The sequence below is a fragment of the Thermopirellula anaerolimosa genome (assembly GCF_054657335.1).
The window spans coordinates 2,747,534-2,774,512 of sequence record NZ_BAAHYX010000006.1; the positions used below are offsets into that span (position 1 = coordinate 2,747,534).

Genomic DNA, 26,979 nt, shown 5'->3' on the forward strand with positions numbered 1-26,979 from the left:
GGTCACGCCTCCGGCAACTCGTAGCCCGCACGCCGCGGTCGCAGGACCAAGGCGTTGGCCTCATCGTCGCCGACGAACGACTCGCGGACGGGATCCCACTCCAAACGTCGCCCCAGATAGCGGGCGATGTTGGCCAAGTGCGAGATGCTGATCGAGCGGTGGCCGATTTCCACGTCGGCGACGGGCAATTGGCGGGTCCGCATGCAGTCCATCCAGTTTTCCATGTGGTATTTGGCCTGCCAAAGGGCCACTTCGTCCCGCCACTTGTCGATTTCCTCTTGCGGCGGCAAGTCTCGGATCAAATCCGGCGGATTGCAGGTGAACTTGTTGCGATTGATCTCGATCCGACCGTTCTCGCCGGAGAAGACGGCGCCGCCCATCGGCGCGCCCGATAGCTCCAGGCGCAGCGGCGTGCCGTCGTCGTACTTCATGTGGACGGGCGCGTTCATGTCCTTGGCGGGTCCTTGCGGGCGAATATCCACCGGTCCGGTACCGTCCTTGCCCAACGCCCATTGCACCTGATCCAAGCCGTGGGCGCCCCAGTTCGTCATCTCGCCGCCCGAGTAATCCCACCACGCCATCCAACCGAAGTGCAACTGCTTGTTGTACGGTCGCATGGGGGCCTGATTCAGCCAGCGGTCCCAATCCAGATCTTGCGGCTTTTCTTCCTCGGGCAATGCCTCGGGGAAGCGAGGACCCGGATAGTTGACCCCTTGAACGACCCGGATTTTGCCCAGTTTGCCCGACCGGATGAACTCGCATGCCAATCGGTTCATGGCCATGGAGCGTTGCTGGCTTCCCACCTGGAACACCCGCCGGTATTTGCGAACGGCGCGAACCAAGGCCCGGCCCTCCCCGATGCACAGCGTGAGCGGCTTTTCGGCGTAGATGTCTTTTCCCGCTTGGCAAGCGTGGATGCAGACGTAGACCCGGGCATGGTCCGGCGTGCCCACGATCACGGCGTCGATGTCCTTGCGGTCGAGAAGTTGGCGGTGGTCCTGATAGACCGCCCATTTCCCCTCGCCCTTCTTGGCGTTGGTGTCGTTCGCCCGGGCCAGAAAGCAATCGCACAGAGCCAAGATTTGCCCTTGCTCGGGGAGTTGGTCGATCAGGAGGTTGGATCGCCCGCCGGTTCCGATCACGCCGACGGTGATGCGGTCGTTCGCGCCGGGGCGAGGGCCTTCGCCCAGCACGGAACGGGGAATCCAGGCGGGCACGACCGAGGCTGCGGCGCCCGTCGCGGCCAAACGCAGGAAGCTACGACGCGTCGGTTGAGACAACCGGTTCATGGCAATCGCTCCTATTCGCGTCCAAGAAAAATCGCAAGACGTATTGAGGCCGCAAGCCGAAGCGCGGACCTGTTGTTGGTCAGGAAATGGGCCGGCCTCGTCTCAGTCGGTCAGCGGATGGAGGCCTCGGGCAACTCGGTCTTGACGCCTTCATCCAGCGGCATGCGATCCGGCAAGGCCTCCGTCTCTTCCTGCAACCGCCGCAACTCGGCCTTCAGTTCTTGTAACACGGCGGCGTAGGCGGGATCGTCGATCCGATTGTAACGCTCTTGGGGATCGTTTTGCAGGTCGTACAGTTCCGCGCGGTGGCGATCCGGCGTCCCGTCGCCGTGCGGGTAGTGGACGTACTTGTAGCGATCCGTGCGCACGCCGCGGACGTTGGGGGTGTAGGGGAATTGCTTTTCGTAGTTGTACTCGTAATACCACGACTTCCGCCAATCGGTCGCGGTACCCGTCAATAGCGGTTTCCAAGATCGCCCGTGCGCCTTGGGCAGCGGCGGCACGCCGCAGATGTCCAGCACGCTGGGCGCCAGGTCGATATTGAGCACCATCTCGTTGACCACGGTGCGGGGCCGCACGAGCGGCGGATAGCGGACCAACAGCGGCACGCGGATGCTCGGCTCGTTCATCGTCCGCTTGTCCGTCATGCCGTATTCGCCCAACAGCATCCCGTTGTCCGAGGTGAAGATAACCAGCGTGCGATCGAGTCGACCCGTCTCCTCGAGCGTCTTCAGCACCTTGCCCAGGCTGTCGTCCACCGAAACGATCGTGGCGAGATAACTGCGAACAAATCGGGCGAAGTCGGCCTCGGCCTCCGGTCCGGTATCCGGAAATTTTTCGCGAAATCCGAAGAGCGGCCCGTAGATGCCGTGCCACGTGACCAGTCGCTCTTTGACCCAGTCGGGCTTGCCGTCCAGTTCGAAGGCCGAGGCGGGATAGCGGATCGCCACGTCATCGAAGATGTGCCGATAAGCCTCCTCCGGCGTAAATGGCGTATGCGGGGCCTTGTGCCCCAGAATCAGAAGGAACGGACGATCGTGAGGACGCCGCAGCCATTCCGTCGCCAGATCGGTGACGCGGTGGGTATAGTAGCCGGGCAGTCGGCGCCGCACGCCGTTGATGTTGAAATCGTTGTCGTAGTAATTTCCCTGGCCCTTGTGGCTGGCCCAATAGTCGAAGCCCGGTCGAGGCGAGTCGTCGTCCTCGCCCATGTGCCACTTACCGATATAGGCCGTCTCGTAGCCCGCCGCGTGGAGTTGACCTTGAAGACTGGGGATATCCTGCGGAAAGTCGGTGAAATTGTTGATCACTCCGTGGGTGTGAGCGTAAAGGCCGCTCAGCGAGGAGGCCCGACTGGGTGAGCACAGCGACGTAGTGACAAAGGCGTTGGCGAACCTTGCGCCCTCGGCGGCCAAGCGGTCCATGTTGGGCGTTTTGAGGAAGGGATGGCCCGCGCAGCTCATGGCGTCCCAACGCTGATCGTCGGTCACCACGTACACCACGTTTGGGCGGTCATCGGCGGTCGCTGCCAGCAGTCCACAAAGCAAGAGCGACCAAGGCATGATGCAACCTCTCCGAGGAAAAAGGCTTGGACCGTTGGGAAAAATCGACTCGCCGCTACGGTTGCGAACTGATAACCTCGCTGGGAGCACTCCCCCGAGGGTCCGCGGGAATCGCACCGGCAGCGGCGCGACGGCACCTCCGTAGAGTTTGGTTGATGCAATCACCGCGGTCAAGCGCCCAACGAACCATGAATCGCCGGCGCCACCACCGGCTTACGCCGGTGGCTCTCCATACGAGTGACTCAAAGAAACAAAGAGCCGCCGGCGTTAGCCGGTGGTGCAGCGAGCGCACGTGCGTGATTGGAAAAAGAATAAACTAGAGCCGCCGGCGTTAGCCGGCGGTGATGGGATACTTATCGTCCTGACGCGACGAAGCGGCCCGGCAATCAGAAGTTGTTGACCGACTCGCGGCCCATTCGGGTGCCGAGCGCGCCCCAAACGCCGTAGGGGCTGGGACCGCCGCTGACTTCAGGCGCCGCCAAGTTGCCGGTGTTGATCGTATCGCTGATAAAGCGAACCGACCCGTCGGCCAAGGCCGCATTCACGCCGCCCGGGTGATAGCTGTCCGGCGGCATGACGTGGTCCGAACCCCATTCGGACCAATAACCTTTGCATCCGATGGAGTTGGGCGGGAGCACCGTGTTGAACCCGGTGACGCATGCGGCACCCCAGCCGTAGTGCACGCCGCGGAGCTCGCCGATCTGCGGGGCGGATGCGGTGATGGTATTGTTCGGTCCTTTCCATTGCAGGCAAATGCCGGGATTGGCACGCAGCGTACCGTCGCCTGCGTTCTCCACATAGTTGCCGTGCGTCTCCCGAACGTCGCCTCGGGTGGAGACCACGACTTCGCTGACGGCGAGGGTGTTGCTGGTGCCGTCCGTGATACCCGCCATCCCGACGAAACTGTCGCCGCCGAAGATACCGCGGGGATTCGAGCGACCCCGCCAATCGACGCTCACATCGTCGCCCCAGCAAAAGACGTAGGAGTTGTCGCCCTGCCACCAATAGGGCCTGCCGTCGTCACGGATCTTGCCAGCCGATCCATCAGAGGGGCAGAGAATCGAAGGTACCTGGACGTTGTGCGGTCGGAAATCCCAACCGTACCAAGGCACCGGTCCCCAGGCGTTGTAGCGGGGCGGTTGCGGGGCCTGCCACTGATTGTAAAGGGCCGTTTGTTCCAGATAGGGCAGCAGCATCACGAAGGCGCTCAACCCGCCGTAGGTGCTCTTTTCCTCCGGAGGCGTCCCCGCAGTGGGACCTTGGCCGAGGCTAGGAAAAACGTTGTATTTATCGTGGTAGTTATGTAGCGCCAAGGCAATTTGCTTGAGATTGTTCGTGCATTGCGATCGCCGAGCGGCCTCACGGGCGGCCTGCACGGCGGGCAGCAATAGCGCAATCAGGATGCCGATAATGGCAATCACCACCAGCAGTTCCACCAGGGTGAAGCCCGGTGGAAACTTTCGCCACAACCCTCTCATTCTACGCATGGCTAGCACTCCTTCAGAAAAGGACTCGACACGTTCAACCCCGTAACGGGGAAGCCGACCGAACAGTCAGACACAACTGCGCCACTTACACCAGGATTTTATTTTCATGATGCAAAAAGTCAATAGAAAAGTGGACAATACACGTTAACATTGAATAGCACCCTTTTTCTGTTCATCGGATAGTTTGGAATCCTCCCGCCTCCAAGAGGCTCGGGCGTAAGCCCGAGGTGTTGTTCGCTACGCACGACCATATTGGAGCCTCCAGCGTAAGCTGGAGGTATTTCGGCGCTACCCAGGGTTCCACCACCAGCTAACGCTGGTGGCTCCAAGAGGGGCACCACCTGCTGACGCTGGTGGCTCCAAGAGGGGCACCACCAGCTAACGCTGGTGGCTCCAAGGAATTCACTCACCACTAGCTCCTGCGAGGGGCCGCACCGTGGGTGCGTCGGGGTCGTATAATAGACAAGGTGCGTGCCGCAGTCTCCCACAAACGTGGGGTTGGCCTTCCTTCCGCCGTTACCGCCAAAAGAAATCACTCATGCCTTCGTCGGCCGTCTTGCAATCGCTCGAACCTCTCACCCGGGAAGGTTTGGTAGCCTGGCTCCGGGAAGAGAATCCCTCGCGCCTCGAGCAATTGTGGCAGGCCGCCGACGAGGTCCGGCAGGCGCACGTGGGCGGTGAGGTGCATCTCCGCGGGTTGATCGAGATTTCCAATTACTGCATCCGACTGTGCGTGTACTGTGGGCTGCGGGCGCCCAATACGGAGCTGACGCGATATCGGATGACTGAGGACGAAATTCTCGCCTGCGCCCGGCAGGCCCACGCGATGGGTTACGGCACCGTCGTGTTGCAGGCCGGCGAAGACCCGCTGCTGAGCCGCGACATGATCGCGCAGGTGGTGCGGCGGATCAAGGAGTCGTTTCCGCTGGCGATCACGCTGAGCTTGGGAGAACGCAGCGCGGAGGATTGGGCGGCCTGGCGGCAAGCAGGCGCCGATCGCTACCTGCTGCGGTTCGAGACCTCGAATCCTCAGCTTTATCGCAAGTACCATCCGCCGAAAGGCGAGGAGCGTGCGACGCGTATCGAGATGCTCCGGCAATTGAAGGCCCTGGGTTATGAGGTCGGCAGCGGGGTCATGATCGGCATTCCGGGGCAGACGTACGGCGACTTGGCCGACGATCTGCTGACTTTTCGCGATTTGGACCTGGACATGATCGGGGTGGGACCTTTCATCTTGCATCCCCGTACACCGCTGGCCGACCCGGAGTTCCGCGTCCTCGTTCCGGACGGCGACCAGGTGCCCGCCAACGAACTGATGACGTACAAAACCATCGCCCTGGCGCGGCTAGTGTGTCCGCGGGCGAACATCCCAAGCACGACCGCCTTGGCCACGCTGAATCGCGGGCGAGGGCGGGAACTGGGACTGGTCCGCGGCGCCAACATCGTAATGCCGAACCTGACGCCTCCCCGATATCGCGTGTTTTACGAAATCTATCCGAACAAGGCTTGCATTCAAGAGTCGGCCGAGGCGTGCCACGTCTGTCTCCGTTCGCGGATCGAGAGCTTGGGGCGTCCGATCGGGCGCGGGCCGGGGACCTCGCCCAATTACCGCGCTCGCACGAGCGACTGCGACGACATCGAATCCTCCGCGTGAAGGCGTGCGGCAGGCCGGCCTGAAAGCTCGGCGCGGCGACGGTCGCATGGGTTCCCGCTACAAGTAAGGTTGCTTGAATATGTCTTCCTCCGCGATCCGGCGGCGATTGAGCGGCAGCGCCGCGGATTTCATCGACGAACCGAAACTGCACGGCCTTTTGAATTTGCCCGCCGAACCGGGAAGGGTCCGCGAGATCATCGCCAAGAGCCTGAACAAGGAAGCCCTGACGGTGGAGGAGACGGCGGTCCTGCTGAGCGCCGAAAGTCCCGACCTGATCGAGGAGATTTTCGACGCCGCGCGTCGCTTGAAGCGGGATGTGTATGGGAATCGCATCGTCCTTTTCGCCCCGTTGTACATCGGCAGCGAGTGCACGAACGATTGCGCGTACTGCGCCTTTCGGCGGAGCAACCGCGCGGTGCAGCGGCGGACGCTTTCGCCCGAGGATATCCGGCGGCAGGTGGAGGCCCTGCTCGATCGCGGACACAAGCGGCTGATCCTGGTCTTCGGCGAGCATCCCGAGTATTCGCCTACCTTCATCGCCGATTGCGTTCGCACGGTGTACGCGGCGCGCCGCCCGCGGGCTTCGATCCGTCGGGTCAACATCAACGCCGCGCCGATGGACCACGAGGGCTTCGCCGAGATCAAGAACGCCGGCATCGGCACCTACCAGATATTCCAAGAGACGTACCATCACCAGACGTACGCGCAGGTGCACCCGCGAAAGACTCGCAAGGGCGACTACCTGTGGCGATTGGACGCCCACAGCCGGGCCATGGAGGCGGGTTGCGATGACGTGGGAATCGGCGCCCTGTTTGGTCTGTACGACTGGAAATTCGAGGTGCTGGGACTGGTCACGCACGCCCTATTCCTGCAAGCGCATTACGGGGTGGGGCCGCATACGATCAGCTTTCCGCGTTTGCGCCCCGCGGCGGGTGTGCGATTGGATGAGCGGTATCGCGTCAGCGACGCGGAGTTCAAGCGATTGATCGCCGTGCTCCGCCTGGCCGTGCCGTACACGGGTCTGATCCTGACGGCGCGGGAGCCTGCCGAGTTGCGCCGCGAGGTCATGGAATTCGGTGTTTCGCAGATCGACGCGGGTAGCCGCATCGAGTTGGGCGGATACACGGAGGCGGGCGACGCCCAGGTCTTGGAGCGGGAGCAGTTCGAACTGGGCGACCTCCGCCCGTTGGACGACGTGCTGCGGCAACTGATCGTGGACGGCTACATCCCCAGCTTTTGCACGGCTTGCTACCGCCTGGGAAGGACCGGCGAGCATTTCATGGAATTCGCCATTCCCGGCTTTATTCAGCAATTCTGCACGCCCAACGCCTTGACGACGCTGATGGAATATCTTGTGGACTATGGGTCGCGGGAGACCTACGAGGCCGGAGTCCGCCTGATCGAAGAGGAGCTATCCAAGATTCCGGAGGGTCCGCGCAAGACCGCGCTGCTGGAACGCCTGCGTCGCATCCGCGAGACGGACCAGCGCGACCTGTATTTTTGAGATGCGGATTCGCGAGCCGCCTTCGCCCGCGAGGCGGGACCGGCGCAACGACTTGCCTCTCGGCTCTTGGAGCAAGTCGGGCGGGCTCAGTCGCGGGGAACGCCCACCGACAACCAAGACGGCAACTCGCCCCGCTGCGGGAGTTGCACCACGGTGACCTTGTGGATCGGCTCCATTTTCAGCATTTCATTGAGGGCTTCGGCGGGGGGATAGGAATCCAGGGCCAGCACGCCGATGGCCTCGCCGCCGGGCTGGTTCTCGGCCCGACCCAGCGAAAGAAATGCGATATTGACGTTGTGGCGACCCATGATCTCGCCGATCTTGCCGACGACGCCGGGCACGTCGCGGTGGTACATCACCAGCATGATGCCTTCCAGCGGGCTTTCCAAGCGGAACCGTCGCTTCTGAATGAGCCGCGGCAAGGACTTGCCGAAGACCGTGCCGCCCACGATGGAACTGCCGTCCTGCCGAGTGACCTCGGCGGTGATTTGCGAGGAGAAGTCCCCGACCTCGGCGCTGCGTTCCTCGGCCAGTTCGATTCCCCGTTGCCGCAGCAATATCTCGGCGTTGACCAGGTTGACCGATTGGTCAAGGGCTTGTGCCAAAAGACCGGCGGCGAAGGCGGAGGAAAGGAGCCGAGTATCGCGGGAGGCGACGTCGCCCTGATACCGCAGCTTGCAGCGCTGCGGCGGATTGCGGTCGAGTTGCGCCATTAGCAAGCCCATGCGATAGGCCAGGTCCAAATAACCCCGCAACCCCTCCAGCATCTTGGGATCGAGGGGCGCCATGTTGACCGAGTTGCGAACCGCTCCGGTGGTGAAGAAATCGACCAGCAGTTCCACAGCCTCCAGGGCGACGTTGGATTGGGCCTCTTCCGTGCTGGCGCCGAGGTGCGGCGTGCACAGGACGTTGGGACGCCCGAACAGAGGATTCTCGGTGCACGGTTCCTTGGGATAGACGTCCAGGGCCACGCCGCCGATTTGTCCGCTTTCCAATCCCTCCAGCAAGGCCTCCTCGTTATAGATTCCGCCCCGCGCGCAATTGATCAGGCGGACGCCTTTGCGCATCTTGGCGATTTGCGGCCTGTCGATGAGGTTGCGAGTCTGGTCGTTGAGAGGCGTATGGACGGTCAGGTAATCGACCTCGGGCAACATCTCGTCGAGGTTCTTGCAGGTGGCGATGCCCAACTCCTTGGCGCGATGCTCGGGCAGGAAGGGATCGAAGCCGATGACGCGCATTTTCAATCCAATGGCGCGCTCGGCAACGGCCTGCCCGACTCGGCCCAGACCCACGATGCCCAGCGTCTTGCCGGCCAACTCCGTCCCCATGAACTTGCTGCGCTCCCACTTCTTTTCCAGCAGGCTTTGATAGGCGGGAAAGAGGTTGCGGGACAGGGCCATCATCAGGGCGATCGTATGCTCGGCGGTGGCGACGGTGTTGCCGCCGGGCGTGTTCATGACCACGATTCCCAGGCGTGTGGCGGCCGCGGAGTCGATGTTGTCCACGCCCACCCCCGCCCGAACGATCGCCTTCAACCGCGTGTTGCCTTCCAAGACGTCGGCCGTGATCTTGACCCCGCTGCGGCAGATCGCGCCATCGAACTCTTGCAGCGTTTTTCGTAGTTCCTCGCCTTTCAGGCCCGTTCGCACCTCGTGCTCGATGGAACCGGCGGCTTCCAACAGTTTGAGACCCTCGGGCGACAACGGATCAAGCACCACGACTTTGGGCATGGCAGGTTTCCTGAATCATCCTTCCAAGTGAAGCGAAGCCGGGGGGGAGCACAGGCTCGAACCCAACGCGGATGCGTCCGGCAAACGACAAGGCGTGCAAAACCTTACTTTTAAGGCAACGGCAAAGCGGGGTCAAGGTCCCGAAACCGCCGGAGGGGCGGGGGCCGCTGCGGGTTCGACAAGGCTCGGGCCGGATCGGTTCGCGCCGCTTGGAACCGAAAGTCGCCCGGGGACGCCCCATGCCTGCCGAATCCGTCCCTCGCTCGGTCGCTGCCGGATGTGCGTCTATTCGAGCGGCCAGATTCGCGGTTCTCGGCGGGCGTCCAGGGTGAACATCGCGTCGCCGGCGGCGGAGAAATGGATCGGTCCGGCGAAGTCGGGGAACACGGCGTGACATCGCCCCGAGGCGACGTTCCACACGCGAATTTCCACGCGGCCCGCAGGGTCCGGCGGCGTACCCGAGATCAAGGCCTCGCCGTCGGGCGTGAACGCCAGGGAAGTAATGAAGCCGGGGACCTCGCTCCAACGATCCACGGTGGAGAGGTCGCGGCTAAACAAACAGATCGCCGAGCCTTCCGCCGCCGCGGCAAGACTTTCGCCGTCGGGGCTGAAGGCCAAGGCCCCCACGGGAGCGGGACGCAGGCTTGTTGAAACCGAAGTCCGCCGCTCGAAATCCCAAACCTGGATGCGTCCGTCCGCGGTGCCCAGAGCCAAACGTCGTCCGCCGGGATCGAATTGCATGGCCGTGACCTCGACCGCCGGCGACGGCGGTTCGCGAACCTCCTCCACCGGTGCCTCGCCCGTCGCCTCGATCCGGCAGCGATAGAGACGACCGCCGCGATCGGCGATCCAAAGCTCGCTCGACGTCGGATGAGCCAGAATCAGCGACACCGGGGCGGCGTCGGGCAGCGTCACCGTGCGACGAAGGTTGAGCGTCTCCGCGTCGCGGATCTCGATCTGCCGTTCGCGGGCCGGAACCGCCAGCCAATCGCCGTCCGCGGACAGAGTCATGACGGGCGGAGCGACCCCCATTTGCTTGACCGTCGCCAATCGCGTTCCGCTCGTCATATCCCACAGCGTGATGGCGGCGTCCCGGGGAACCAGTCCTTCCAACAGTAGCAGTCGTTTGCCTTGCCGAGAGGGAAGATAGTTTCGGACGCCCGCGTTCAGTCCGCTCAAGCCCGCGGGTATTTCGCCGTGGGTCAGGTCCCACTGCGTCAAGACGGTTCGACAGGCCGTCCAAATGCTGCTCATGTCGGGGGCGAACAACCCTTGCACCGGATAGCCCGACTGACCCGTAAACCGGCGTATCGGGGCCAGCGTTCGCACGTCCCAAAGCTTGGCCGCCGAGTCCAGGCCGCAGGTCAGCAATTGCTTGCCGTCGGCGGAAAAAGCCAGCGCGACGATGGGGCGGAAATGGGCTTCCCGCAGATACCGCGAAACGCCGGTCCGCCGCTGATAGAGCCAAACGCTGGAACCGGATGCCGCCGCCAGCAGCGTGCCGTCCGGAGAGAACGAGGCCGCCGAAACAGGCCCGTTGAATTCGCGAAAGACGGCGGTCAGCGTCAGCTTAGGCCACGAAAGCAGGAAGGAACGCCCTCCCCCGGTGCCGCAGAAGATGGAGGACTCTTCGGGATCGACGGCCAAGCACGTGAGGTCGGGCTGAAAGTTGCGCGGCGGACGGAAAGGCGGTCGAGCGACTCCCCCCAACCGGCGATCGTTGACGAAGGTGCCCAAGTCCACGGTTAGCGTGCGCATCGCGTCTCCGGCAGCCTGGCCGGTCTCTTCGTCGCGGAGGGCCGCTCGCAAACCGGCGTCCGTGGCGGCCAAAAGCCCCTCGCCTTTGCCCGTAAAGGCCAGTCCGTGCACGGTCTGGGCGGCGGCGTTCCACCGGCGAAGCAATTTCAGGTCCGGTATGGACCAGAGCGTCACCTCGGCGCCTTCTCCCGCCGCGGCCAAGGCGGAACCGTCGGGGGAAAACGCCGGCGTCGCGGCCCCCCGGGCCAAGTGGGTTTGGGCCAACGCCTTCCGTTCCTGCGTATCCCAAAGGAGCAGGGTGCCGTCCGCGCACCCCACGGCCAGGCGGCGCCCGTCCGGAGAGACGGCCAAACGGACGATTTCGCGATCCTCTTGTTCCGCTGCGGGCGTGAGCGGCGGCGAATCCCCCGGCGGGGACGCATCGGCCGAACCGGCCTCTCCGGCATTTTCCGGCAGGGGCGGGAAAAGGTCCCAACTCTTTCGGCCCGCCGACGCTAGGCGGTCGAGCAGTCGCCAAGCGAAGTCGCGGAGGTCCTCGGGGCACAGCTCGGGGTCGTGCAAAACCGCCTCCGCCGCGCCCGGGTTGTCGGCCAACAACTCCCCGGCCTGAGACAGCGCCTCCGCGTACCGCTGCTGTCGCGCCAGGTCCTGCTGAGAGCGAAGGACTTTCTCCTGTCGTGCCGTCACCTCGGCCAGGAACGCCTTGCCGTGCATTTCCTGCTCCAGACGCGACGCGTACCACCGCCAGGTCAGCGCGAATCCGACCAGCAGCACCACCGCCGCCGCTCCCACCATGGCAACGGCGCGATTGCGATGGAACCACTTGGCGGCGCGTTCCAAGGGACCGGCGGGCCGGGCCGTGATGACGTGCCCCTCCAGGAAACGCCGCAGGTCGTCGGCCAGGGCGGCGGCGGAGGGATAGCGTTTGCCGGGGTCCTTCTCCAGGCACTTCAGGCAGATGACGGCCAGATCGCGGTGCAAGTGCGGTTGAAGTTTTTGCGGCGAGACGGGTTCGGTCTTCTTGACCAACAGCATGGTCTCCATGGCGTTGCGCCCACGAAAAGGCGGGCGACCCGTCAGGAGTTCGTATAAGATCGCCCCCAAGCCGTATATGTCCCCGGCGGGACTTCCCGCCTCCGGTCGGCCCCAGATCTGCTCCGGGGCGGCGTAGCCCGGCGTTCCCACCAGCCACTCGCCCGACGCGGACTGCGAGCGGTCCAAGCGGACGGCCAAACCGAAGTCGCTGATCTTCGGCGTACCGTCGTGATCGAGCAGGACGTTGCCGGGCTTCAGGTCGCGGTGGAGGATGCCGTGATCGTGGGCGTACTGCACGGCCCGGGCCAGGGTTTCCACCAACCGCGCGGCCTGTCGCGGCTTCCAGACCCGGCCTCGCCGGTCGGCCAACGTGCCGCCCTCCAGTAACTCCATTACCACGTAGCGGCAATCGTCGGCCTCGCCGACCTCGTAAACTTGGACGATGTTGGGGTGCCGAAGCGATGCCGCCGCCTCCGCCTCCGGCGGCGGACCACCCTCCCGCGCCTCGTCGCCGCGCGCCAGCGTTTTGACGGCCACCAAGCGTTTCAGTTGCGTATCGCGGGCCTTGTAGACCTTGGCCGTGGCCCCCTCGCCGATCACTTCCAGCAGCGCATAGCGGCCCAGCATCGCCAGAGCCGGGGCATCGTCCGTAATCGGCTCAGGCCGATCTCCCGCCGCCGTATCGTTCGGGAGATCGGTCTCGCTCTCGGACAATCCCCCCGTCGCTTCGTCCTCGGCATGCACGATCCGATGGACGAAGAAGAGTTCGCGGAGGTCCTCGATTAGATCGGGAAATCGGGCGAAATACTCCTCGGGGTCCGGGTTGAGGCCGACCTCGTGCCGGGCGACGAATTCGGTGTAGATCAGTTCGAGCAAGAGCTCCGGCGCGGGATGCGGCCCAGGGTGTGAGGCGAGCAGGTCCTCCACGCGCCGCGATTCGCCCCGGCGGATGGAGCGGTCGAGCACATCGCAGGCTTCGCGAATCCAGTCTTCCAATTGGGCCATGATCCGAACGCCGAGGAGGACGCAGCGCGCACAAAAGGAGACGCGGCGCAGCGCCGTCTCCGCGTCCCATCTCCATTATGGCTCGTTCCGAAGGGTTCTCCACCTCGCGGCGGACCGGACGGAGCGGACCGACTCAGACCGTCTCCGGCACCACGAAGGGCGCGCGGTAGTTCCGCGTCAGAAGTCGGTCGGCCTCGGCGTTGTCCACGAAGCGTTCCCGCGCGGGATCGAAGGCCAGCTTGGGACCCACCGTGCACTTCATTTCGGCGAGGTTGACGCCCAGCGCGCCCGCGAGGTGCTCCTCGAGCGCCTTCCACGAGGCGGCCACCGTCTCGTTGTCGGGCAAGGCCTTGGCGGCGTCGGCAAAAGAGGACTCCGCGCCCAGTCGATAGGAGATGTTGCCCAGATGGCACAGTGCCGCCGAGTAGTGGGCCACTTCGATGTCGGCGTGCAGTTGGTCCACCTTGCGACTGCGGACGCAGGCGATGAAGTTCTCGAACTGATCGCCGGGCCCCATGGTGACGTCGAATTGGTCCAGTTCCTCGGCCTGGTCCTTGCCCTTGGGATAGAACTTGCCTCCGCGGATCACGCCCTCGGTAAGGTAGAACTCGTTGTCCACCTTGGGATCGAACTTCTTGCCGCCGGGCCCTTCCTTGCCGACCAAGCCCAAGACCTCGAACAGCAAGAGGACGTCGCCGAAGCCCATCACGGTGATTTGCATGTTGGGGGTTTGGCCCTGGTCTTTCCAGCCGTGCTCGGGTTCGTCGACGTACCGCCCGCCCGCGCTGATGACCCAATCCGGCAGTTTGGCGCCGGGGATGGCCCAGCGGGCGATGTCCATTTGGTGCACGCCCTGGTTGCCGATTTCACCGTTGCCGGTCTCCCAGAACCAGTGCCAGTTATAGTGCACCAGGTTGCCGTTGAAGGGCATTTCGGGGGCGGGACCGAGCCAGAGGTTGTAGTCCAACTCCGAGGGCGGGTCGGTGTCGGGCTTGAACCCGATGGTCCAACGCGGCTTGCTGGCGTAGCCCTTGGAAATCAGCAGTTTGCCGTACTTGCCCGAAGCCACCGCCGCCGCCTGCCTCGCCCAACTCGCGCTGGAGCGGCTTTGCGTGCCGTGCTGGACGATTCGGCCGTACTTGCGGGCGGCCTCGACGCATTTGCGTCCCTCGAACACGTTGTGGCTGCACGGCTTTTCCACGTACACGTCCTTGCCCGCCTGGCATGCCCAAATCGTGATCAGCGAATGCCAGTGGTTGCACGTGGCGATCGAGACGGCGTCCAGGTTTTTGTCCTCCAGCGCCCGGCGGATGTCCTGCACGCACGTGGGCGTGTTGCCGCCGCGTTTCTGGACCTGCTCGCTCCGCTTGGCGAACAGTCGGCTGTCGGGATCGATGAGGTAGCTGACCTGCACGTCGGGCATGGTGGCGAAGGCGTCGATATGGGCGCCGCCTCGGCCGTTGATCCCCGCCACGCCGACGCGGATCGTTTCATTGGCGCCGAGCACGCGGCGACGCGAATCCGAGATGACAAACGTGAAGGCGGCGCCGGCGGCCGCGGTCTTGAGGAAGGTTCTGCGATTGGGGCGGGTCATGGTTTCTCCTCACATCAGTCAGGGCACGCGGATGCGATCGTCGCGGCGGGTGAAGCCCCATCGGCCGACGGATGCGCCGATCGCTCCGCCCGATCACGGCTCCATTCAACCACACGGCCGCGCCGATTGCAACGCGCCGCCGGGTTTTTGAGGGGCTTGCCGCTGCGTTTCACCGCCGGCTTACGCCGGCGGCTCTAGTGTTCGCGATGAAAAACTGATGAGCCTCGGGCGTCAGCCCGAGGTGGGGGCGTTTCGCCGTAGAATCGAATTCTGGAGCCTCGGGCGTAAGCCCGAGGTGTTGCGGCGCTACCCAAGATTCCACCACCAGCTTACGCTGGTGGCTCTGGGAAAATCACCACCAACTGACGCTGGTGGCTCTGGGAAAATCACCACCAGCTTACGCTGGCGGCTCTAGGGTTTGCGCGATGGCGTCGGGAAGAATCAAGCACTCGGCGTGATTGGCGCCAGTGACATAATTGGAGTGACATAATTGGAGTGACGCAATTGGAGTGACGCAATTGGAGTGACGCAATTGGAGTGACGCAATTGGAGTGACGTAATTGGAGCCGCCGGCGTGAGCCGGCGGTGGAGCAACCGGACGCCCAATCGCCGAAGATCCCAGCGGCGCTGATCCTTACAGGTCGAACCACCGGCGGAACATGTGGATCGTGGCGGCCCGCCCCATCCGCGCGATCGATGTGGTAAGGGGGATTTCCTTGGGGCAGACCTTGACGCAATTCTGTGCGTTGCCGCAGACCTGAATGCCGCCCTCGCCGACGAGGACATCGAGACGTTCGCGGGCGTTCATGGCGCCGATGGGGTTGCTGTTGAAGAGGTCGATTTGGGCGATGCCCGCCGCACCCATGAATGCACGGTTCGTAATTTCCGCCTCCCGACGGCGGTAGTCGTCCTCACTCTCGCCGGGCAGTCGCCGGACTTCGATCTTGAGAAACTGCGGGCAGGCTTCCATGCAACAACCGCAACTCATGCACTTGCTCAACAGGTAGGCGATCTCTTGATTCTCTTGGGACTGGCGAGGTCCCGGCCCGAGGTCCAGGTAGTTGTCCACCGGAACCCAGGCGCGGACCTTTTTCAGCGTGGCGAAGATGCGGGTTCGGTCCACTACCAAGTCGCGTATGACCGGGAACTTGGACATCGGTTCCAACCGGATTTCGCGGGGATCATCCTCCAGCAAGCGGTCGACCAGCGCGGTGCAGGCCTGGCGGACCCGACCGTTGATGACCATGGTGCACGCCCCGCAAATCTCCTCCAGGCAATTGCACTCCCAGGCCACGGGCGGGACGCGTTTGCCCGCGGCGTTCTCGCCCAGGGCGGCGATCTTTTGCAGCACGCTGATGACGTTCAGGTCCGGCTCGTAGGGCAGAGCGAAGGTTTCCCAATAAGCCGCCTGGTCCGGACCGGCTTGCCGCCGTACCCGCACGTTGATTTGCCGCGGGCGCCGACCGCCCTGCCGGTGGGAATCGCTGGAATCCGTCATGGGCTGATTACCGAATAGCGTCTAAGGTTCAATTCTTTCGATGCGTCGGATTTTTGCGGAGGGTTCGGGCGGTCGACGATTTCGGCCGCAACGCCTTCCCTCTTTCGCCCGTTCATGTCGTGGCGGCGACCTCCGGTCGGCGCCGCTCCCGCCACACCTGCTCGATGATCTGGCCGCCCACCAAGCCGTACAGTCGCGGTCGGGGAGGAATCAGACTGGTGTCCACTTCCTCGTAATGGATGACCGGTTCGCCGTCCTCGTCGTACGTGGCGATCGTCGATTTGAGCCAGCGCCGGGTATTCTCTTCGAAGCGGTCGCACCAGGCCTCGGCCTGCCGCCGGGCCTCGGCGGGATCCTGCGCCGTGATGGACGGCATTTCGAATTCGGGCTTGTAGTGCGCGCCGCGACACTCGTCCCGCATCCGAGCACCGCGGAGGATCGCCTTGGCCACGGGGAACATATCCTCCAAGGCCCGCGTGAATACCAGGTTCTGATTCGTCCACGAACCGGTGTCGGAGAGTGAGCAGTGCTTGGCCCGGGCTTCCAGTTCCAGCACCTTCTCGTACGCCTCATCCAGTTCCTTGTTGTGCCTCACCACGGTCGCCGCGGCGGTCATCACGCGCCCCAATTCCTGGTGAATACGGTAGGGGTTGTCGCCGTCTTGCGGGCGGCGGAGGAACTCTTGCAGTTGTTCCTTCCGGCGGCGCTCCGCCTGCTCGAAGAGCGACGAGCCTACGCGGTCCCGCGGCGCTTGGTCGCCGTCCTTGATATACGACAAAATGCCGGGGGCCGCGATCAAACCGCTGAAAATGCAGGAAAGCAGCGAGTTCGCGCCCAGTCGGTTGGCCCCGTGATATTGATAATCGCACTCGCCCACCGCGAAGATGCCCGTGATGTTGGTGTGCTGATTCCGCGGCGAACCGATCCGCAGACCGCCGGACGCCGTCCGCTCGTAATCGACCCACAGACCGCCCATCGAGTAATGCACGGCGGGAAAGATCTTCATGGGCACGGCGCGGGGATCGACGCCCTGGAACTTCTCGTAGATTTCCAAGATGCCGCCCAACTTGCGGTCCAGCAGATCGCGGGGCAGGTGGGTCAAGTCGAGGTACACGCAGAGGCGGTCCTTCTCGACGCTCAGGCCTTCCTGCGTGCAGACCTTGAAGATTTCGCGGGTGGCGATGTCGCGGGGCACCAGATTGCCGTACTTGGGATAGCGCTCCTCCAAAAAGTAGTAGCGTTCGCTCTCGGGGATTTGATGGGGAGGGCGGGGATCCTGAGGCGTCCGCGGCACCCAAACGCGCCCGCCTTCGCCGCGCGCCGATTCGCTCATCAACCGCAGTTTGTCGCTGCCGGGAATGGCCGTGGGATGGACCTGAATGAACTCCGGGTTGCCGTAGCGCGCCCCGGCCTGGTAGGTCCTGCTGACGGCGCTGCCGTTGCAGGCCATGGACATGGTGGACCGCCCGTAAATGACGCCGCACCCGCCGGAGGCGATGACCAGGGCGTCGCCGGGCAAGGCCCGAATCTCCATGCTCACCAAGTCCTGAACCGTGCACCCGCGGCATACGCCGTTTTCGTCGAGGATCGGGCCGAGGTATTCCCAGAACTCGAACTTTCGCACATGCCCGGTCACTTCCCAGCGGCGGACCTGCTCGTCCAAGGCATATAAGAGTTGTTGGCCGGTGGTGGCCCCGGCGAAGGCCGTCCGGGGATAGAGCGTGCCGCCGAAGCGTCGCTGATCGCGAAAGCCCTCGGGGGTGCGGTTGAAGGTGACGCCCAGTCGGTCCATCAGGTCGATGATCCGCGGCGCCCATTCCGCCATTTCCTTGACGGGCGGTTGGTGCTGGAGAAAGTCGCCGCCGTACACCGTATCCTCGAAGTGGGACCACTCCGAGTCGCCCAACTGCCGGGTCAGGTTGTTGACGCTGTTGATGCCGCCTTGGGCGCAGCAACTGTGGGATCGTTTGACGGGGGTCAGGCTGATCAACCAGACCTCGGCGCCCAGTTCGGCCAATTTCATGGTCGCCGAAAGACCGGCCAACCCCCCTCCCACCACGATGACGCGAAATGATGCCATGCCGTGCCTCGGTTCAGAGTGAATCGCCAAGTCAACCAGACGCCCGACGCAGGCCGCTCAGGGCCTCTCGGCGGCGGAGGTCTCCGCGCGAACTTCCGTCGGCGGCGCCGCGCCGTCGGACATCGTTTCGCGGGCTTGCGCGTTGGATGTGTCGATCGTATTCATGCCGTACAGGGCGGCAACGGAAATGCCGCCCAGAAATATGCCGATCACCAGGGCCAAGCCCGATGCCATCCGTTGCGCTCGGGGGCTGATCCAAAGTCCCCACGTAATCCCCGCCGTCCAAATGCCGTTCACGAAGTGATAGACGCACGACAGTACACCCACGATGTAGAACAGCCGAATCCAAATCGAGGCCTGAATCGCCTCGGCGGCGGTGATGACTCGAGCGGGATCGAATTGATGGCCGCCCAAGGGTTTGGCCACGTTGTCCAGCCACCACTCGAACTTGAGCCAACCGTGCATGTGAAAGACGTGCCACAAAATGAAAAAGAAGGCGATCACGCCGGTCCAGCGCTGGAGCGTGTAGCGGATGTTTTCGGGATACGGATAGGCCGCCACGTTCCGCTTGCCGCGAGAGACGATCATCATGCCCACGATCGCGTGGAACAGGATGGGCAGGAAGATGAACGGCCATTCCAGCATCATGATGGTAGAGGGACCCAGGCCGTGGATGACGTTCACGCGATACTGGAAAATCTCCACGCCGTCGGCGATTGAGGCGTTGGTGGCCAGGTGAAAGACCATGAAACCGCCGACCGGGACCAGACCGGTGAAGGAATGCAAGCGGCGGATGAAGAATTCGTGACGCCCGAACAGAGAAGCCAAGTCGGCCTTGAGCACGGGAAACAATCCTACAGGCTGAGGTTCAGGAGCAAGAACGGAGAGCGGAAACGGCAACGCGCCCGGCGCGAGGTCGCGTTACGATCCGGAACTCCCGGTGACGGCGCCGCAAGGGGCGATCGTTTCGACGCGAAGCGATTACGACGGTCGTGGTTGTCTTTATTCAAAATATAATTCGCCTCGCCCACGATAGGCAAGAGTCCGGCGCCGCCCAGCGCTCCCTGGTTCCACCACCAGCTTACGCTGGTGGCTCTATTTTCCACGCATGAGAGCCTCGGGCGTAAGCCCGAGGTGTTTTGACGCTACCCAGGGTTCCACCACCAGCTTACGCTGGTGGCTCTATTTTCCACGCATGAGAGCCTCGGGCGTCAGCCCGAGGTGTTTTGACGCTACCCAGGGTTCCACCACCAGCTTACGCTGGTGGCTCTATTTTCCACGCATGAGAGCCTCGGGCGTCAGCCCGAGGTGTTTTGACGCTACCCAGGGTTCCACCACCAGCTTACGCTGGTGGCTCTATTTTCCACGCATGAGAGCCTCGGGCGTAAGCCCGAGGTGCCGACGTGCCAAATCGCCGACGTACCGTCACCCCGAATCCTCACTCGATTTCGAAGCGGAGCGGGGCGGAATAGACGTTGGACGCCGGACCGCTTCGGCCGAGCGCCACCACTTGCAGCGAGACGGGACCCCGCCCCAGTTTGCGCGTCTCCGCCGTCAATCGGCCCGAGGGACCCAGACAGCGATCCAGGATGCGACCGTTGTGACGTAGAACCAGGGCCATCGCACCCGCGGAACGAGCCTCCACGGAGACGGTTTGTCCGAAGGCGACGCGGTCGGGCGATTCGGACCGGACCTCGATTTCGCGATCGTGATTCCGGAAGATCACATCGACCGATAAGGAGCCTCGGGTGGCGATCAGGCCCTTCTCCACGGCGACCACGCGCAACTCGTGGCGACCGTCACCCCAGGCGGCGGTGTTCAGCGTGCATTCCTCGCCCGGTCGCAGACGGTTGCGCATCTCGCCGTCCAAGTAGTATTCGAACGCGAAGGCTTCGCCGCCGCCCAACGGTTCCGGCAGGCCCGGTCGGGGGAAATGGGCCGTCGCCCGAAGCCGGATTTCCCCGCTGACGATCGGGCCGGACAGACCCTCCAGCGTCACCCTCGGGACGTTCGCCCAGGGACGGCACAACGGGTCGCCGACGATCAGCAGTTGGTAGGGGCCGTACACCGATTGATAGAAGGCCTCGACCGCGGTACAGCCTCGGGCGTAGTGCACGTGGAGCATGGCGAAGGGGAATTTCTCTTGGATGGCGAAAGGCTCGGTGACGGTTCCCGACGCCGCCGCCGCTCCGTAACGGAGAAATTCGCTGAGGGGCGTTTGGCCGCCGTTGCGACTCATCACGCCGCCCAAGCTGGTGAGGTGATCGCATAGAGCGCCGGGCCGGATCGTGCTGCCCGATTCCTCCCAACGGAATTGGGCCGTGCCCATCATCACGCCTTGGCAGTCGTCCTTTTGCTTGGGCATGATTCCGAAAACGATCTCGCCGCGGACGCCCAATCGCTCCAACTGTTCGACGGCCTCGGGGAAGGCCGATTGCCGCGTCTTGGAGCGGATGTCGTCGTTGCGGACGTAGTAGATCGTTCCGGTCGGGAAGGTGGCGTCGGCCTTGGCCGACCGTTCCAAATAGTTCACGATCTCCGGCAGGGTATTGCCGCGGTTCTTCTCGTTTTCCACCACGCCCAGCACTATGGAGAGCAGGTACCGCCGGCGTGATTCGACGGCCTGAGGATCGACGCCGCGGACCTGCGGCCAATCGCGGTCCGCCCCCCAGACCTCGCCGTTAGGGCCGAATTGCAGCGTGCCGCTGAAGCCCAGCGAGGGGACGCCTTCCTGTTCCGGCGTGGCGCGTCGCATGTACTGGTTTTCGCGGAGGTTCATGTAGCCGGGCGGGGCGGCAGCCAGAACCGGCAGGTAGAGATACGTCAAGCCGTTGATCGACCCGACCGGCGTCAACGGCTTGGGCCACCGCGCGGCGGGATCGTCTTCCGCTTCGGTCTTTTCGCCGCGCGCGGATCCCTCCGGACGCGCGGGGAGGAGTTCCGGGTGTTCCCGCGCGAAGGTGCGAATATCCTCCTCCAATCGCACTCCCCAAGGGAAATCGGCGGAGTAGGCCACGCAGTCGATTTGCGACCGGCGAGCGAGCACGGCCTCGATGACGGGCTTGAGAATCTTTTCTCGGAAAGTCGCGACATCCGTGGTGGTTTGGAGCGGGTCCCAGTCCAGATACAGGACATTTTCGGGCGGGATTCCGCGGAGGGCTTGGTAGTGATTGGCGACGGTGAGGGAGGCCTCGCTTTGCGGATTGACGACCAGGAGGACGTTTTCCGGCCCCACGCCGCCGCGGCAGACGGCCTGCCAAAGGAAGGTCGCGAAGACGGTCGCGGCAATCCAGGCGGTCGATCGGCGGTTCCGAGCTCGGAACGTCATGGGCATTTCCCTCCGCTGCCCGTGAGCCGCCGGCGTAAGCCGGTGGTGAGATTCACGCTAATTCTAGAATCAAATTCTAGAGCCACCGGCGTTAGCCGGTGGTGAGATCTTGGGTTGTGACTGAACACCTCCAGCTTACGCTGGAGGCTCTATTGCTGGACGTTTCCATTTTCGCGAGCGGCGCGAAATCGCGCACCGGTCTCGCGTTCCTCCGCGATCGATTGGGCGATTCGTCGGGCGGCGTCTTGCACGGGAATCCACTCCGCCGACTTTTCCCAGCGCCACTTGATTTCGACCTCGCTCTTTTGCAGGCCGCGCTCGCCGACCACGACGCGAAGCGGGAAGCCGATCAAGTCGGCGTCCTTGAATTTGACCCCGGCCCGGACGTCGCGGTCATCCAGCAGCACGTCCACACCCGCCCGGCTCAATTCGTCGTGCAGCGACTGGGCTACGCGGACGCTCTCCGGGTGCGCGGCGTTGACCGGGACCACCAAGACCTCGTAGGGGGCCAGCGACACCGGCCAAACGATGCCGTTGTCGTCGTGCGTGGTCTCGATCAAGGCGGCCAAGATGCGATTCACGCCGATGCCGTAGCAGCCCATGATGATGGGGTGCAGCGTCTCGTCCTCGCCCGCGTAATTGGCCGACAATGCGACCGAGTATTTCGTGCCCAATTTGAAGACGTGGCCCACCTCGATGCACGGTCGAAGCCGCAGGATGCTGCTGCACCGGGGGCATGGGTCGCTGTCGGCGGCACAGCGAAGGTCGGCGAATTTTTCGGGCCGAAAATCGCGTCCCACACTGACGCCGCGCAGGTGCATGTCGGCCTCGTTGGCCCCGGTTACGGCGTTGGTCATATACTGGATATCGTAGTCGGCCCAAACGGGGATCGGTTGCTTCAATCCCACCGGTCCGGCGAAGCCCACCGGCGCGCCGGTCGCCTTCTCGATGACCGCCGGTTCGGCCAAGGCGACCTCCCGGGCCCCCAGGGCGCGGCGAATCTTGTTCTCATTGGCCTCGCGATCGCCGCGGATCAGCACGGCGACCGGTTTGCCGTCGGCGACGTAGATGAGCGTTTTGATCATGTCTTGCGGGCGGCAGCCCAGCAGTTTGCTCACCTGTTCGATGGTGCTGCTGCCGGGGGTGGGCACGCGTTCGATCGGTCCCGGTTCGGGGATGGCGTCCTCGGGCGCTCGGGCGCCGATCTCGGCCCGCTCCAGATTCGCCGCGTAGCCGCAATCGCGACAGTGGGCGATTTTGTCTTCGCCGTTTCCGGCGGGCACCATGAATTCATGGCTGGCGTCGCCGCCGATCGGACCGCTTTCCGCTTCCACGGGGATGTAATCCAGCCCGCAACGGTCGAAGATCCGGCAGTACGCCCCGTACATGGCCTGATAGCTGCGATTCAAGCCCTCCAGCGATACGTCGAAGCTGTAGGCGTCCTTCATCAGGAATTCGCTGGTCCGCAAGACGCCGAACCGCGGGCGCTCCTCGTTGCGAAACTTGGTCGAAATCTGGTACAGCGTGATGGGCAACTGCCGGTAGCTGGAGATTTGATGCGCCACCAGGTCGGTCACGATTTCCTCGTGCGTGGGGCCTAGGACCGCCAAGACCTTGCGGTTCTGCCGTTTCAGCGCCACCTGGATCAGCACGTCCCCGAAGGCCTCCTTGCGACCGGTTTGTTCCCACAACGAGATCGGGCTGAGGGACGGCATCAACAATTCCACGGCGCCGGCGGCATCCATCTCCTGCCGAACGATCCGTTCGGCCTTTTTCAACGCCCGCAACCCCAAAGGCAGGTACGTGTAGGCCCCGGCCATGACCTGGTTGATCAGCCCGGCGCGGACCATCAGGATGTGGCTGGGAACTTCCGCTCCCTCGGGCGTCTCTTTCAACGTGGGGATGAAGGTCTTGCTCCAGAGCATGTGGCGATTCCGTGCTTGAAAGGGCGAAAACGGCGACGACCGCGACCGCGGCACTGAAATACTGGATTCTAAAAGAGCCGGGCGGGAAACGGTAGGCGAGTCGCGGCGTGCGCCGCCGCAACGCACCGCCGGCGTAGGCCGGCGGTGCAACCAAGCCGGTAGTGCATGCCTCGGCGCTCGGCGGCGCTAGCGAGCTGCGCCGTCCGGATCGCAGGAACCGGGCGCGCGCTCCGCCAAGTGCCGAAGTCGCTCCGCCGTTCGCATCAGGGCCCGCCCGTTGTGGTAACCCGCTTTCCAAATGTGCCCCAGCGGACGATCCGGCAAAGGCTTGCCGTCCTCGGTCACGGTGTCGTACCATTCGCCCCATTGCGGGTGAATCTGGCGGCGGCGGATGAAATCCCATTGCTTGCAAAAGAAGTCCCAATAGCGGGCGTCGTCCTCCCCGAACCGTTCATGCATCAGCAGCAAAGCGTTCAACCCTTCCGCCTGCGTCCACCAGATCTTTTCCTTGGCGTAGGCCGGCGCGAAGGCGAAACCGCGGTCGAAGAACCCGCCCAGGCGGTCATCCCAACCGTACTCCAGGGCATGATCGACCAGGGTGCGGGCGACGGCCTCGGTCCGAGGATCGTGCCCTTCTCCCAAGACCTCCGCCGCTTCCAGAATTAGGAACGCCGTTTCCACGTCGTGACCGAAGGAGTCGTGATCGGGGACCGGTCGCCAGTCCGGCGTGAAATAGAGATTCAAGCAACCGGGCGGAACGGCGATCTTGTCGCGGACCACGCTCAGCAATTCCCGCAGTCGCTCGCCGACCTCGGGGTCGGGTCGGGCCAGGTACAGTTCCGTGACGGCCTCCAAAATGTGGATGTGGCTATTCATGGACTTGTAGCCGTAGGGTGTTCCCAGCAGGTCGCGCGGGCGGCGCAAACCGCCGGGCGAAACGGGCGGTTCCAATAGCGGCGTGCCGTCTCGGGCGAAGGCTTCGAAATAGCCGCCGTGTTCACGATCGCGGGCATGCTCCTCGAGCCAAACGAAGGCCGCATGCGCCAATTCCCACGCCTGCGGATCCTGCGTGGCGCGGTAGACGTTCGCCGCCGCGTAAATACCGAAGGCCGTACCGTAGAGGTGCTTTTCGGTCCCGCAACTCGCCAAAGGTCGGCCTTCGATCGTCACTCCCCAGTAGAACCCGCCCTGTTCGCGATCCCACAGCGATTCCCGCAGCATCCGCAGTCCGTGCCGGGCGTAATCGGCATAAGGTTCGCGGAGGTCGGGATAGCGTCGGGCGACTTCGGCGGCAAGCCACGTCATGCGAGCTTGAAACACGATCGTACGGTCGGAGACGGGCCCTTGGCTTCCTTCCGCCGTGAAATGCGGGTGAAAACCCTGGTGCTCACGGTCCACGCAGCGGGGAAACCAGAACGGCAATACCTCGTGCAAGAAGTGCGTCTCGATCCGGTCGGCAAGTTGCCGGTACGCATCCGGCGTGGGAGCGAGCGACTCCGGCGACTCGGCCCGGACTTTGCCCGAAGCAGCGACGATCAAAACGACCGCCGCCAGAAAGCGGATGGCGCGGGAGGGGACGCTTCGGGCGTGGTGATCGGCGAAGATCGAAACGGCGGCGAGGCGGTGAAATGGTTGACCGTTCATTGCGAGAAACTCCAGCTTTGTTCTTTGCCGTCGCGGGCGCGGAGGGTGATGCCCAGGATTTCCAGACCGCGCGTATCGGCGGGTTGGAAACGCAGGTGGATCAGGCGACCGACGACGGGCAGTTCCGTTCGGATGGTCGTAGGTTCCGCGGCGGCGGGCCAGGCGACCTCCGCTTTGCCGTCCGGCGGGAAGTCTTTTTGGCCGGCGGTCCGCCAGGCAAAAAATCCTCGCCCGGCCTGTTGCGTCCGCAGATGTAGGGAGACGGTGACGGGACCCGGCAGGTCGATCCGAGCATTGGCGATGAAAGGACGGGCGTTTCGGGGCGGATCGGGCTCGGGCGTGATAATCAGCGCCCCGCCCCGAACGGCGAGCGTGCCGTTGCGGCAGAGCCAGCCTCCGAAGGCGTCCGCCTCGGCAGTGGAGTCGGGCACGGGGGCGGGCTTTCCTTCAAGGTAATAGTCGAAATATTGGTTCCAGACGGGCGCCATCGCCCCGTTGGTCAGGCCCGGCGGTTTGAGTTCGTCGGACCAAGCTTGCAGTTTGGCGCGAAGGCGGGTCGCGATGTCGGGGTGGATTGCGGCGAGGTTGTGTTTTTCCTCGAGGTCGCTCGCAAGATCATAAAGATATTCCCGATCGCCGCCGCGGAGCAGTTTCCAGTTGCCCTCTCGAATCGCGCTTTGGGCGATCCAGCGCCAACAAAGCGCGTCGTGCGGCGGTTTATCGATCTCGCCCGTCAAGTGCGGAACGAGGTTCACGCCGTCGAGGTCGCCGGGCGTGACGGGCAGGGCGGCCAGCGCGGCCAAGGTGGCTGCTACGTCGAGCGCGCTGACGGGATGCTCGAAGGTCTTGCCCGCCGGAATCGTGCCGGGCCACGCGATGAGAAACGGCACGTGCATTCCGCCCTCGCTCAGCATGCCTTTCTCGCCGTTGAGCGGGTCGTTGAGGCTGCCGTCCCAGCCGCCCGGGTCGCCGGTCAAGGGCGAGTCCAGCTTGTGAATTTTCAGCGGCGCACCGTTGTCGCCGATGAAAAAGATGAGCGTCTTTTCGCGGAGGTTGTGCTTCTTCAGCGTGTCGGTGATCAGCCCGACGCCGTCGTCCACCGCGGCCAACATGCCCAGCGCCGCGCGGCGCCGTTCGGGCATGGGACCGGGAAAGCGGTCTTTGTAGTGCTGCGGCGCATCGAGCGGCGTGTGCGGGGCGCGGTACGCCACGTAGAGGAAGAACGGACGATCCTTATATCGCTCGATGATCGCGGCGGCGGCCTGAGAGCAGGCGTCGATGTGGTACTCCGTCGGAGCGAGGTTTCCCAGCGGCCTGTCCGTGCCGTCGAGGTTGATGTTGGCCGCAAAGGGCTGCCGACCGTCTTGGGCGAACACGTGAGTGAAACCGTGCTTAGGAATTTCGTTCTTCGGGCCGAGGTGCCATTTGCCGAACTGCGCGGTGACGTAACCGGCCTTTTGCAGGCGTGCCGCGATGGTGGTTTGGCGATTGAATCCGTCCAGCGATGACGCATTGCTCTCGACCCCGAATCGCGCTTGGAATCGGCCCGTCAGCAAACCCGCCCGCGAGGGCACGCACTGCGGCGCGGTGACGTAACCGTGTCGGGCGATGACGCCGTCCCGGGCCAATTCGTCGAGATGCGGCGTGCGTACGTCCTTCACCACGCCGTGGACGCCGAGATCCGCCCAACCGTGGTCGTCGGTATAGATGACGATGAAGTTGGGGCCCGCCGCCGAGACGATGGTCGTTGGCGCGGCAACGCAGAAACCGAGGATGCCGAGGAACGTCGCGAAGACCGTTTTCATCTCAAGCTTTCTTGTGATGTGACGCGTCGTTTTCCTCGCGGAGGTCGTGCGGTTGGGTCGGGCGTGCCGGCGTGGACCGCG

Annotated in this window: 15 protein-coding genes; 2 read left to right on the forward strand and 13 right to left on the reverse strand. The window is 63.8% G+C overall.

All coding sequences use genetic code 11. The annotated features are described in order from the left end of the window. Positions 1-2: 2 nt before the first annotated feature. The 3 genes from ACYQ6J_RS15945 to ACYQ6J_RS15955 all read right to left on the reverse strand — a co-directional run bounded on the left by ACYQ6J_RS15945 (position 3) and on the right by ACYQ6J_RS15955 (position 4,338). Positions 3-1,289 carry a Gfo/Idh/MocA family protein gene (locus ACYQ6J_RS15945; protein ID WP_460185183.1) on the reverse strand — a complete coding sequence of 429 codons (1,287 nt, stop codon included), beginning with the start codon at positions 1,287-1,289 and terminating at the stop codon, positions 3-5. Positions 1,290-1,399: 110 nt separating this feature from the next. Then, a complete protein-coding gene (locus ACYQ6J_RS15950) occupies positions 1,400-2,851 on the reverse strand; it encodes a sulfatase family protein (RefSeq protein ID WP_460185184.1) in 1,452 nt (483 codons plus the stop codon). Positions 2,852-3,237: 386 nt separating this feature from the next. Continuing rightward, entirely contained in the window at positions 3,238-4,338 is a 1,101-nt protein-coding gene (locus ACYQ6J_RS15955) for a DUF1559 family PulG-like putative transporter (protein WP_460185185.1), read from the reverse strand. A gap of 538 nt (positions 4,339-4,876) precedes the next feature. Here ACYQ6J_RS15955 and hydE point away from each other — a divergent pair. Continuing rightward, the gene (gene hydE / locus ACYQ6J_RS15960; RefSeq protein WP_460185186.1) at positions 4,877-5,992 is read left to right on the forward strand and encodes a [FeFe] hydrogenase H-cluster radical SAM maturase HydE; all 1,116 of its coding nucleotides are present in this window, start codon (positions 4,877-4,879) and stop codon (positions 5,990-5,992) included. A gap of 79 nt (positions 5,993-6,071) precedes the next feature. Beyond that, a complete protein-coding gene (gene hydG / locus ACYQ6J_RS15965) occupies positions 6,072-7,496 on the forward strand; it encodes a [FeFe] hydrogenase H-cluster radical SAM maturase HydG (RefSeq protein ID WP_460185187.1) in 1,425 nt (474 codons plus the stop codon). Between the two features lie 86 nt (positions 7,497-7,582). Here hydG and serA read toward each other — a convergent pair whose 3' ends face one another. From serA to ACYQ6J_RS16015, 10 genes are all read right to left on the reverse strand, one after another. After that, positions 7,583-9,226: a phosphoglycerate dehydrogenase gene (gene serA / locus ACYQ6J_RS15970; protein ID WP_460185188.1), complete on the reverse strand. Its 1,644-nt coding sequence runs from the start codon at positions 9,224-9,226 to the stop codon at positions 7,583-7,585. Positions 9,227-9,511: 285 nt separating this feature from the next. Further along, positions 9,512-13,024 carry a WD40 repeat domain-containing serine/threonine protein kinase gene (locus ACYQ6J_RS15975; protein ID WP_460185189.1) on the reverse strand — a complete coding sequence of 1,171 codons (3,513 nt, stop codon included), beginning with the start codon at positions 13,022-13,024 and terminating at the stop codon, positions 9,512-9,514. Between the two features lie 133 nt (positions 13,025-13,157). Continuing rightward, the gene (locus tag ACYQ6J_RS15980; protein ID WP_460185190.1) at positions 13,158-14,618 is read right to left on the reverse strand and encodes a Gfo/Idh/MocA family protein; all 1,461 of its coding nucleotides are present in this window, start codon (positions 14,616-14,618) and stop codon (positions 13,158-13,160) included. Positions 14,619-15,252: 634 nt separating this feature from the next. Beyond that, the gene (gene sdhB, locus ACYQ6J_RS15985; protein ID WP_460185191.1) at positions 15,253-16,116 is read right to left on the reverse strand and encodes a succinate dehydrogenase iron-sulfur subunit; all 864 of its coding nucleotides are present in this window, start codon (positions 16,114-16,116) and stop codon (positions 15,253-15,255) included. A gap of 112 nt (positions 16,117-16,228) precedes the next feature. Continuing rightward, positions 16,229-18,196, reverse strand: coding sequence for a succinate dehydrogenase flavoprotein subunit (gene sdhA / locus ACYQ6J_RS15990; protein WP_460185192.1), 1,968 nt, complete (start codon positions 18,194-18,196; stop codon positions 16,229-16,231). Between the two features lie 57 nt (positions 18,197-18,253). After that, positions 18,254-19,039, reverse strand: coding sequence for a succinate dehydrogenase cytochrome b558 subunit (locus ACYQ6J_RS15995; RefSeq protein ID WP_460185193.1), 786 nt, complete (start codon positions 19,037-19,039; stop codon positions 18,254-18,256). A 595-nt stretch (positions 19,040-19,634) separates the two neighbouring features. Next, the gene (locus tag ACYQ6J_RS16000; RefSeq protein ID WP_460185194.1) at positions 19,635-21,524 is read right to left on the reverse strand and encodes a hypothetical protein; all 1,890 of its coding nucleotides are present in this window, start codon (positions 21,522-21,524) and stop codon (positions 19,635-19,637) included. Positions 21,525-21,673: 149 nt separating this feature from the next. Next, positions 21,674-23,449 (reverse strand): proline--tRNA ligase, encoded by a 1,776-nt coding sequence (locus ACYQ6J_RS16005; protein ID WP_460185195.1) that lies wholly within the window; start codon positions 23,447-23,449, stop codon positions 21,674-21,676. A 186-nt stretch (positions 23,450-23,635) separates the two neighbouring features. Next, complete coding sequence (locus ACYQ6J_RS16010; protein ID WP_460185196.1) at positions 23,636-25,093, reverse strand: AGE family epimerase/isomerase; 1,458 nt, start codon at positions 25,091-25,093, stop codon at positions 23,636-23,638. Then, positions 25,090-26,898 (reverse strand): sulfatase-like hydrolase/transferase, encoded by a 1,809-nt coding sequence (locus tag ACYQ6J_RS16015; RefSeq protein ID WP_460185197.1) that lies wholly within the window; start codon positions 26,896-26,898, stop codon positions 25,090-25,092. The genes ACYQ6J_RS16010 and ACYQ6J_RS16015 overlap by 4 nt, the downstream gene beginning before the upstream one ends. Positions 26,899-26,979: the final 81 nt, after the last annotated feature.

Excerpts from the sequence above, each read along its gene's own strand:
- ACYQ6J_RS16005 (WP_460185195.1), bottom strand. The coding sequence starts at position 23,449 with ATGCTCTGGAGCAAGACCTTCATCCCCACGTTGAAAGAGACGCCCGAG.
- ACYQ6J_RS15950 (WP_460185184.1), bottom strand. The coding sequence starts at position 2,851 with ATGCCTTGGTCGCTCTTGCTTTGTGGACTGCTGGCAGCGACCGCCGAT.
- ACYQ6J_RS16015 (WP_460185197.1), bottom strand. The coding sequence starts at position 26,898 with ATGAAAACGGTCTTCGCGACGTTCCTCGGCATCCTCGGTTTCTGCGTT.
- sdhA (WP_460185192.1), bottom strand. The coding sequence starts at position 18,196 with ATGGCATCATTTCGCGTCATCGTGGTGGGAGGGGGGTTGGCCGGTCTT.
- serA (WP_460185188.1), bottom strand. The coding sequence starts at position 9,226 with ATGCCCAAAGTCGTGGTGCTTGATCCGTTGTCGCCCGAGGGTCTCAAA.
- hydG (WP_460185187.1), top strand. The coding sequence starts at position 6,072 with ATGTCTTCCTCCGCGATCCGGCGGCGATTGAGCGGCAGCGCCGCGGAT.
- hydE (WP_460185186.1), top strand. The coding sequence starts at position 4,877 with ATGCCTTCGTCGGCCGTCTTGCAATCGCTCGAACCTCTCACCCGGGAA.
- ACYQ6J_RS16010 (WP_460185196.1), bottom strand. The coding sequence starts at position 25,093 with ATGAACGGTCAACCATTTCACCGCCTCGCCGCCGTTTCGATCTTCGCC.
- ACYQ6J_RS15975 (WP_460185189.1), bottom strand. The coding sequence starts at position 13,024 with ATGGCCCAATTGGAAGACTGGATTCGCGAAGCCTGCGATGTGCTCGAC.
- ACYQ6J_RS15945 (WP_460185183.1), bottom strand. The coding sequence starts at position 1,289 with ATGAACCGGTTGTCTCAACCGACGCGTCGTAGCTTCCTGCGTTTGGCC.
- ACYQ6J_RS16000 (WP_460185194.1), bottom strand. The coding sequence starts at position 21,524 with ATGACGTTCCGAGCTCGGAACCGCCGATCGACCGCCTGGATTGCCGCG.
- sdhB (WP_460185191.1), bottom strand. The coding sequence starts at position 16,116 with ATGACGGATTCCAGCGATTCCCACCGGCAGGGCGGTCGGCGCCCGCGG.
- ACYQ6J_RS15980 (WP_460185190.1), bottom strand. The coding sequence starts at position 14,618 with ATGACCCGCCCCAATCGCAGAACCTTCCTCAAGACCGCGGCCGCCGGC.
- ACYQ6J_RS15955 (WP_460185185.1), bottom strand. The coding sequence starts at position 4,338 with ATGCGTAGAATGAGAGGGTTGTGGCGAAAGTTTCCACCGGGCTTCACC.